We start from the raw sequence: 8,386 nt of genomic DNA, 5'->3' as shown, positions 1-8,386 counted from the left end.
CGCCTCCGCGACCTGCTCCATGGGCGTGCTGGACGCCGACGACAGGATGTACGGCACCCCCTGGGCGGCGGCGGCCCGGGCGGCCGCGCACTCGGCGTCCGGGTGCATGATCGACAGCACCCCGACGGGCGCGAGCGCGAGCGGGGCGGGCAGGGCGCGGCCCAGCACCTCGACCGACAGGTCGCGCTCGTGCACGTCCCGCAGCATGCGCGGGACGATCCGGCGCCGGTCGAGCGCGGCCCGGTTCGCCAGTGCCGTACCGCCGTTGCCGGCGCTGCCCGCCACATAGCCCACCGGCCCCGGGCCGAGCCGCTGCTCGACCAGCGCCTCCAGCCGCGTGAGATCCGTGGGCAGCCGGGGCACGGCCCCCGTCATCCCGTTCAGATAGATCTCGTACTGAAAGTCACCCCAGTGCTTCCCCACCCGTGCACCCGCCTCTCCTCACCGGCCACGCCTTGCGGACCCCGACCATACCGGCGGGTAGGTCAGGCTTGGCGAGCCGCTTCGTCGAGGAGGCGGGCCAACTCGCGCGGCTGGGAGAACATCGGCCAGTGGCCGGTGTTCATCTCGGCAAGATGCCAGCGGTCGCTCTTGAGCAGTGCGGCCACGGCCGGGGCCGGCTCGCGGCCGTCCAGCAGGCATTTGACGTAGGTCGCCGGCAGCTCGCCCAGGGGGCGGCCGAGGGCGGCGGGCTCGGTGAGGGTGGCGCCCGGGTGGGGTGTGCCCTCGGTGACGATACGGTCGATCTGCGCGTCGCTCAGGCCCTGGCCGGCGTAGGCGCCGGGCGGCAGGGGCGGCCAGGCTCCGCCGGACGCGGCGAGCGCCTCCCGGATGTGGTCGCTGGGGAAGCCGTCGAGGAACGACTCCCCGTCCACCGGGACGTTCGCGTCGACGAACACCACGCGCCGCAGCCGGCCGCCGATCCGCTCGGCGGCCTGGCCGACCGGCACGCCGGAGTAGCTGTGGCCGACCAGGACGACGTCCCGCAGATCGAGCCGCTCGACATGGTCCACGACGTCCTGGACGTGCGTGTGCAGCCCTGCCGGTGCGTCCTTCCGCTCGGCGAGGCCGGACAGCGTCACGGCGTCCGCCTCGTGCCCGGCCTCACGCAATGCCGAAGCCACCTCGTCCCACGCCCAACCGCCCAGCCACGCGCCTGCCACCAACACGAATCGAGTCATGGCCGGCAACGTACCGGGCGGGTGTGACAACGGCCCCTCCTGGACCGGTCGGTCGGGGATCCGGTCCACGACGATGCATGTTGCAGAAGTGAACAGAAGGGGTCCGGAAGGGGTCGGCACAGGTCGGAAGCGGAATGTTTCAGGACGATTAACAGACCTATGGATTCAAGCCAATAGGCCGGATCCAGTGATCGAAAACCCCGTGGTTTGGCGGTTGGAACGTTCGAATTCCGTGACTTCACGCCACTGATTCAATACGCAAGGTTACTGAAACCCATGGGTTCGATGTGAGTTTCGGCGGCGGACTCGGCAGACTCCGGCACGCCGGTCCGGCACCGACCGAGTCGGGTCCGGCATCTCTCATCGAATCGAGCGGAAGGAAGCACACGATGCGGAACACCGCGCGCTGGGCAGCGACTCTCGGCCTGACGGCCACCGCCGTCTGCGGGCCCCTCACCGGGACCGCCCTCGCCACCCCGTCCAGCGCCCCCGCCTCGCTCTACGCCCCCTCGGCCCTGGTGCTCACCGTGGGCCACGGCGCGACCGCGGCGGCGGCCACCCCCGAGCGGGCCGTCACCCTCAACTGCGCACCGTCGGCGTCCGGCACGCACCCGGCAGCGCCCGACGCCTGCGCCGAACTGCGCGCCGTCGACGGGGACTTCGACGCGCTGACGGCCCGGCCCGGCGTCATGTGCACCAAGATCTGGAACCCGGTCGTGGTCACGGCCCAGGGGGTCTGGCAGGGCAAGCGCGTCTCCTTCGAGCGCACCTTCGCCAACGAGTGCGTGAAGGACGCGGCCGCGACGAGCGTCTTCTCCTTCTGACAAGGACCGGGGTCGCGCGGTCCTCGCGCACCACCATGGGTCCCGTGACTGGGGAGTGCGGGCCCGACGGCGAGGACACGACAGCGATCCCGCACCAGGGGCCGGACGGGCGGAGTGGGGCCGCCCGCCGGCCCCTGGTATCACGTCGGGCGGTCCGTGCGCGGACCGCCCACCCGGGTCCGGCCGGGTACGGGCGGGGAACCGTACCCGGCTAGACCCGTTTCCGGTGGCTCGTGTCGCACCACGGGTAGCGCCGGCTGCGCCGGCAGGTGCACAGCGCGACGCGGAAGCGGTCGGAGGAGACCGTGGTGCCGTCCTCCAGTTCCACCTCGACCGGCCCGTCCACGAGGATCGGGCCCTGCCGCTGCATGGTGACCCGGCGCGCGGGTGCGCCCGGGGGCGTCGTCTCAGAGGGTTCGTTCGGCACGGACGACCACCAGCTCTTCCCTCTCCTCGGTCCCGCCCAGCAGACCGCGTTCGCGCAGCCAGCCCTGCCGGGCCCGCAGCACCGGCCCGAAGGAGATCCAGCGGCGGCGCACCACCGCGGCCTTCAGGCCCGCCGCGCGCAGCAGGTCCAGCGTGCGGTCCGGGTCGCTCAGCGCGGAGTGCACGATCAGCAGCACGCCGCCGGGCCGCAGCAGCGCGGGCGCCTCCCGGCAGATCCGGTCCAGGACCAGGCGCCCGTCGTCCCCCGCGTCCCAGGCGCGGGAGCGGCCCCGCGGCACGCCGCGGGCTTCGGGGGCCGGCACGTAGGGCGGATTGGCCACGATGACGTCGAAGGACCGGCCGCGCACCGGCGAGAACAGGTTGCCGCGGTGGGCGCGGACCGGCAGCCGGCTCAGCCAGGCGTTGAGGCGGGCGGTCCACACCGCGCGGCGCGAGACGTCGACCGCGGTCACCCGCGCGCCCCTGCGGGCGGCGGTCAGCGCGAGCGTGCCGCTCCCGGTGCCCACGTCGAGCACCTCCGCGCCGGGCTCGTACGGCTCGTCGGCGATGACCTCGGCCAGCAGTGCGGTGTCGTCCTGTGGGGTGTAGACACCCGGGAGTACCAGTGCGTTCACGGGGGACCGTGTACCCCGATGGCCAGGAGATACCGGGAGACACCGGTGATTCCCGTAATCAGCGGGAATGCGCCGCCGTCCCGGCGAGCGGCGCCCGCAGCGACGACCTGCCCGCGCGCCAGTCCGCGAGCAGCTTCTCGCCCAGACGGTCCTCCAGGAAGCCGGTCGCGTCGATGCCGAAGGCCACGTCCGGCGCCAGGTGCGGCTCCTCGGCGAGCAGCCCGCCGATCACGTCGTGGCGCACCACCTGTTCGTGCACCGCGTCCGCCTCCACGTGTTCGTCGTAGAAGAATTCGGCGGCCGGTCCCGCGCCGGTCCGGCGCATCGCCTCGGCGAGCCGCCGGGAGCCGGGGGAGGAGGTGATCTCCACGGCGGCGAAGTGGCCGACCAGGGCGCCGCGCAGTTCGCGGTGCAGTCCGAACAGGGACATGAGGTTGACGACGGCCAGCAGTTCCGCCGAGGCCGCGTCCAGGTAGCGGCCGTACGCCGTGTCCAGGCCCAGGTCCGTCATCAGGTCGGCGAAGAGCCGGGCGTGCACGCGCTCGGCCCGGCCGGCGCCCCACTCGTCGAACTCGACCGCCGCCATCGCCGCCTTGGCCCGGCCCCACAGCCTCGGCAGCACCCAGGCGTGCGGGTCGGCCTCCTTGAGGTGGTACAGGGAACGCTGGGCGGCGTACTCGCGCAACTGCCACAGCTCGCCCTCGTCGCGCAGGTAGTGGGAGACGCCCGTGCCGTGGACCGGCTCGACCAGCAGACCGGCCAGGGCGTCGTCCAGGCTGTCGTGGGCAGGGGCGTCGGCGCGCAGCGCGGACAGGAAGCGGTGCTCCAGCGCGGCCCGGACGCGCAGCAGCCCGGGGTCCCACTCGTGTTCCGGGCCGACCCCGGCGAAGCCCCGGTAGTGCAGCTCGTAGCACACGTACAGGGCCAGTTGGAGGTCGTCGCCGTAGGGGTGCGCCGCCTCGGCGTCACCGGCGCGGGGGAGGGGGCCCGCGCCGCGCAGATGCGCGGTCACGGCCGCGGAGAGCGGGCCCCGGGCGCGGGGCAGGGCGGGTCCTGGGCACTCGTGGTTCATGGGGTGCGGGTACCCGGGCGGGATCGGGCCATCCTCCCGCGGCGCACGGCCACGCGACCGGCGCCGGGTGCTCACTCGTCGCCCGCGCCCTCGCGCGCCTCGCGTTCGGCCTGCTCCTGGGCCCGGGTGTTCGGCGTGATCGCCTCGCCGGCCTCGCCGCTGTGGCGCCTGTCCCGCTTCTCGGCGACATCGGTCTCGGCGTCCTCGAACTCCCGCAGCACCTCGCCGACGGCCGTACGAGGAGGGGCGGCGCGGTGATCGTCGCCGTTGCCGTGGTCCTCGTGGCCGTGCTTGCCGGGCGTGCCGGTCATGGTCTTCTCCTTTTCGTCGGTGTCGTACGTCCGGACGTACGTCCCGGTGTACGTCCGGTGCGGGTCATTTCCGCGCGGCCGCGATGCGCAGGGGTACCGGGTCCGGGGGCGTGGCCTCGTCGCCGAGCCGGGACACCTCCGCCCACCATGAGGCCCCGTCCTCGATGTGCCGCAGCAGGACGCCCTCACGGATCGCCCAGGGGCAGAGGGTGACCTTCCTCAGCCCGGTGAGCTTCATCGCCGTGTGGCCGACGACCGCGCCGGCCAGGCTCTGCGCGGCCCGGGGCGCGGAGATGCCCGGCAGCGCGGACCGCTCGGCGGCGGGCAGCGCCGCGAGCCGGCCGACCGCCTCGCGCAGGTCGGCGCGGCGCAGCCGCCGTTCGACGAACGGTCCGTGCCGTCCGGGCGCGGCCCCGCACAGCCGCCCCAGCTGCTGGAAGGTGCGCGAGGTGGCCACGGCGGTGCGCGGTCCCTCCCAGCGGATCCGCGCGGCGACGTCGCGCAACTGGTGGCGCACCTTGCGCCGCAGGGCCTTCAGCTGCTCGGGGGAGGGCGGGCCGCCGGCCGGGAGGAACTCGTGGGTCAGCCGTCCCGCGCCCAGCGGCAGCGAGGCCACGAAGTCCGGCAGCCGGCCGCGGCCGAACGCCACCTCGAGCGAGCCGCCGCCGATGTCGAGCAGCGCCAGCGGTCCGGACCGCCAGCCCATCCAGCGCCGCGCGCCGAGAAAGGTGAGCTCGGCCTCGACCTCGCCCGGCAGGGTGCACAGGTAGATGCCGGTGCGCTCCCGTACCGTGCGCAGCACCTCGAGCCGGTTGGGGGCGCCCCTCACCACCGCCGTCGCGAAGGCCGGCGGCGGGGCCGCGCCCCACCGGGCCGCGGTCCGGCCCGCCTCGCCGACCGCCCGCACCAGCCGCTCCAGCGCCTCCTCGGGAATGTCCTCCCCGGGGCCCACCTGCTCCGACAGCCGCAGCCGCCACTTGGCGGTGTGGACCGGCAGCGGTACCCCGCCCTCCGCGTCGGCCACCACCAGCCGGACCGTGTTCGACCCCACGTCCACCACGCTGATTCGCATGGGCGAGTGGGTACCCAATTACACGGCTTGATGCGCGCACCGGCCTCTCACGCCAGCTGTCTGCGCACCAGCTCGTGCAGGCGCCCGCCGGTGTCCGCGAGCAGTTCGGCGGGCGGGCCCTGCTGGGTGATCCTGCCGTCCTCCATGACGATCACCCGGTCGGCGTCCAGCACCGTCGACAGGCGGTGCGCGATGACGATCCGGGTGGCGTTGAGCTTGCGGGTGCTCTCGATCACCGTGCGCTGCGTGTCGTTGTCCAGGGCGCTGGTCGCCTCGTCGAAGAACAGGATCCGCGGCCGCCGTACGAGGGCCTGCGCGATCATCAGCCGCTGCCGCTGGCCCCCGGAGACCGCGCCGCCGCCCGAGACGATGGTGTGCAGGCCCATCGGCATCCGCTTGATGTCCTCCGCGAGCCCGGCCAGCTCGGCCGCCGCCATCGCCTCCTCCGGGGTGCACGGCTCGGTGCCCCGGATGACGTCGAGGACGGACCCGGTGAAGGGCTGCGCGTGCTGCAGCACCACCCCGCACTGCCGGCGCACGGCCGACTGGTCCAGGGCCGCGAGGTCCTGGCCGTCGTACAGCACGCTGCCCGACAGCGGACGGTCGAAGCCGATCAGCAGCCGCAGCAGGGTCGACTTGCCGCAGCCGCTCGGCCCGACGACCGCCACGAACTCGCCCGGCCGGATGCGGAACGACACCTCGTCCAGCACCAGCGGCCCGTCGTCGCTGTACCGGAACGACAGCCGCCGCGCCTCGATCGCCCCCGACAGCGGCCCCGGCCGGGTGCTCGCGGCCCGCACCTCGGGCGCGGCGTCCAGCACCGGGCGGATCTCCTCCAGCAGCGGCAGCGCGGCCACCGCCGAGACGAACGCGCCGGTCAGCTGGGTGACGGAGGTCAGCAGCATCGTCACCGAGGTGTTGAAGGCCAGGAACGCGGCCGCCGACATCGAGCCCCTCGCCGGGCCCGCCAGCAGCATGAACATCAGCAGTGTGCACACCGGCAGGTACACCGCGCCCAGCACCGTGGTGAGGTTCTTGATCCGGCCCACCTTCCGCTGCAGCTCACGGCTGCGCGCGAACTGCGCGGCCCAGGCGGCGTAGGCGTAGTTCTCGGCGGCGGCCACGCGCAGCTTGGGCAGCCCGCGCAGGGTCTGGAAGGCCTGGTTGTTCAGCTTGTTGCCGAGCACGACCAGCCGCCGCTGCCAGCGCACCTGCCACAGACCGAGCCCGAGGAAGACGCCCGCGATCACCACCAGCATGCCGATCGCCGCCAGGGCCATCGAGGCGCTGTACCAGAACAGCAGCGCCAGGTTCATCGCGCCGACGGTGACCGACTGGGCGACCACCGGGCCCACCCCGGCCAGCAGCCGGCGGATCGCGCTGACGCCCATGGCGGCGCTCGCCAGCTCACCGGTGGAGCGCTCGGTGAAGAACTTCGTCGGCAGGCGCAGCAGCCGGTCCCACACGGCCGGCTGCAGAGTGGCCTCGATCCGGCCCTCGAGCCGCAGGATGGTCAGGTTCTCCAGCAGCATGAAGGCCGCCGCCACCACACCGCTGACCATCACCGCCAGGCACACCCGCGCGATCGGCCCCTGCTCGGCCCTCGGCACGTACTGGCCGAGCACCTTGCCGGTGGCGACGGGCACCAGCGCCCCGATCGCCACCGTCACCAGACCGGCGAGGAGCAGGTTGAGCAGGTCGCCGCGGGTGCCGCGCAGGCTGAAGCGCAGCAGCCCGAGCAGTCCGAGGCGGCGCTCGGGCAGCGGGCGGTAGAACATCACGGCGCGCGGTTCGAACTCCTCGGCGTTGGCCCGCTCCACAGGCGTCTCCCGGCCGGTCGCCGGGTGCACGGCGACGTAGCCGCCGCGCCGCCACAGCAGCGCCACCGGCGCGCCGGACAGCGCCCGGTGCCCCACCAGCGGCCCGATGTCCTCCCGCCACCACTTCCCGCGCAGCCCTACGGCCCTGGTACGCACGCGGGAGGCGAGGGCCACCTGTTCCACCGGGTCCAGCCGGTCGCTGCCGGTGCCGGTCCGTGGCGCCTCGGCGAGCGTGATCCCCGCCGCGCGGGCGACCAGCGCGCAGGCCGCGTAGGTGGCGTCCGCGTCGGCGGCCGTCGTACGGGCCGCGGGGGAGCGGCCGATGGACGCCAGCAGCGTCCGGTCGGCCTGGGCGCGCACGGCCTCGCCGGCCCTGATCCCGGCCGCCGTACGGTCCTCGTGGGTGCGCTCCAGCTCCTCGATCCAGCGGTCCAGCGCGGTCAGCAGCCGGTACTGCTGGTCGACCATGCTCTGCCACAGCGCGGGGTCCATCAGCAGGTCGGCGGCCGCCTCGGCGCCGTACACCGACCCGTACTGGACGCTGCCGGGCGGCACCTGCATCCAGAACACGTCGTCGTCGGCGGGCGCGTCGGCCCGCTCCCCGGACTGCGGCGCCTGGAACAGCACCGACAGGCTGCGGCCCACGCCGAGCGCCACCGCGTACTCCAGCGGGCTGGTCGCCGGCGGCACGTACTGCGGGTTGCCGTACTCGTCGTAGGACCAGGTCTGCGTGGCGGCGGGCTGGTACAGCTCGCGCAGCGCGACGCGGTGGACCACGCAGTCCCGCAGCGGCCGGGCGACCAGTGTGTGGCGCGGTCCGGCGACCGGGCCGAGCAGCAGCGAGCCCGCCTCCAGCCGGCCCAGGTGGTGCCAGTGCCCCTGCTCCGCCGCGTCCACCGCGAACAGGTCCACCGCGCCCGCCGCGACCAGCCACAGCACCTGCGGACCCTCGAGGTCCAGCCGGCCGAACCCGGCGCAGTCCAGGGGTGCGCCGAGCGTGCCGAGCGCCCCGAGCACCAGATCGCCCTCGTGGACGGACGTCATC

General features: G+C 74.1%; 9 protein-coding genes. 1 reads left to right on the top strand and 8 read right to left on the bottom strand.

From position 1 onward, the window contains the following. Positions 1–423 (bottom strand): alpha-hydroxy-acid oxidizing protein (locus tag IE249_RS36715; protein ID WP_229857909.1); only part of this gene is annotated, 423 nt, incomplete at its 3' end. A gap of 62 nt (positions 424–485) precedes the next feature. After that, positions 486–1,181, bottom strand: coding sequence for an alpha/beta fold hydrolase (locus IE249_RS09180; RefSeq protein ID WP_189704281.1), 696 nt, complete (start codon positions 1,179–1,181; stop codon positions 486–488). A 389-nt stretch (positions 1,182–1,570) separates the two neighbouring features. On the opposite strand from IE249_RS09180, the gene IE249_RS09175 reads away from it, so the two are divergent. Continuing rightward, complete coding sequence (locus tag IE249_RS09175) at positions 1,571–2,005, top strand: protease inhibitor (protein ID WP_189704280.1); 435 nt, start codon at positions 1,571–1,573, stop codon at positions 2,003–2,005. Between the two features lie 211 nt (positions 2,006–2,216). On the opposite strand, the gene IE249_RS09170 is transcribed toward IE249_RS09175, so the two are convergent. The 6 genes from IE249_RS09170 to IE249_RS09145 form a co-directional block, all read right to left on the bottom strand. Next, positions 2,217–2,432: a CDGSH iron-sulfur domain-containing protein gene (locus IE249_RS09170; RefSeq protein WP_229857907.1), complete on the bottom strand. Its 216-nt coding sequence runs from the start codon at positions 2,430–2,432 to the stop codon at positions 2,217–2,219. After that, positions 2,413–3,066 carry a HemK2/MTQ2 family protein methyltransferase gene (locus tag IE249_RS09165; protein WP_189704279.1) on the bottom strand — a complete coding sequence of 218 codons (654 nt, stop codon included), beginning with the start codon at positions 3,064–3,066 and terminating at the stop codon, positions 2,413–2,415. Before IE249_RS09165 ends, IE249_RS09170 begins: the two co-directional genes overlap by 20 nt. Before the next feature lie 58 nt (positions 3,067–3,124). Further along, positions 3,125–4,138, bottom strand: coding sequence for an iron-containing redox enzyme family protein (locus tag IE249_RS09160; RefSeq protein ID WP_189704278.1), 1,014 nt, complete (start codon positions 4,136–4,138; stop codon positions 3,125–3,127). Between the two features lie 71 nt (positions 4,139–4,209). Then, positions 4,210–4,449, bottom strand: a complete 240-nt coding sequence (locus IE249_RS09155; RefSeq protein ID WP_189704577.1) for a hypothetical protein — start codon at positions 4,447–4,449, stop codon at positions 4,210–4,212. A gap of 64 nt (positions 4,450–4,513) precedes the next feature. Continuing rightward, entirely contained in the window at positions 4,514–5,521 is a 1,008-nt protein-coding gene (locus IE249_RS09150) for a Ppx/GppA family phosphatase (protein ID WP_189704277.1), read from the bottom strand. A 47-nt stretch (positions 5,522–5,568) separates the two neighbouring features. Further along, a complete protein-coding gene (locus tag IE249_RS09145; RefSeq protein WP_189704276.1) occupies positions 5,569–8,385 on the bottom strand; it encodes an NHLP bacteriocin export ABC transporter permease/ATPase subunit in 2,817 nt (938 codons plus the stop codon). Position 8,386 lies beyond the last annotated feature (1 nt).

It is taken from the genome of Streptomyces anandii JCM 4720 (genome assembly GCF_014650655.1).
Taxonomy (GTDB): domain Bacteria; phylum Actinomycetota; class Actinomycetes; order Streptomycetales; family Streptomycetaceae; genus Streptomyces; species Streptomyces anandii.
Note: the sequence above shows the minus strand (reverse complement) of the source record. Positions and strands in the feature narration are given on the sequence as shown.

Excerpts from the sequence above, each read along its gene's own strand:
- IE249_RS09180 (WP_189704281.1), bottom strand. The coding sequence starts at position 1,181 with ATGACTCGATTCGTGTTGGTGGCAGGCGCGTGGCTGGGCGGTTGGGCG.
- IE249_RS09175 (WP_189704280.1), top strand. The coding sequence starts at position 1,571 with ATGCGGAACACCGCGCGCTGGGCAGCGACTCTCGGCCTGACGGCCACC.
- IE249_RS09160 (WP_189704278.1), bottom strand. The coding sequence starts at position 4,138 with ATGAACCACGAGTGCCCAGGACCCGCCCTGCCCCGCGCCCGGGGCCCG.
- IE249_RS09155 (WP_189704577.1), bottom strand. The coding sequence starts at position 4,449 with ATGACCGGCACGCCCGGCAAGCACGGCCACGAGGACCACGGCAACGGC.
- IE249_RS09150 (WP_189704277.1), bottom strand. The coding sequence starts at position 5,521 with ATGCGAATCAGCGTGGTGGACGTGGGGTCGAACACGGTCCGGCTGGTG.
- IE249_RS09145 (WP_189704276.1), bottom strand. The coding sequence starts at position 8,385 with ATGACGTCCGTCCACGAGGGCGATCTGGTGCTCGGGGCGCTCGGCACG.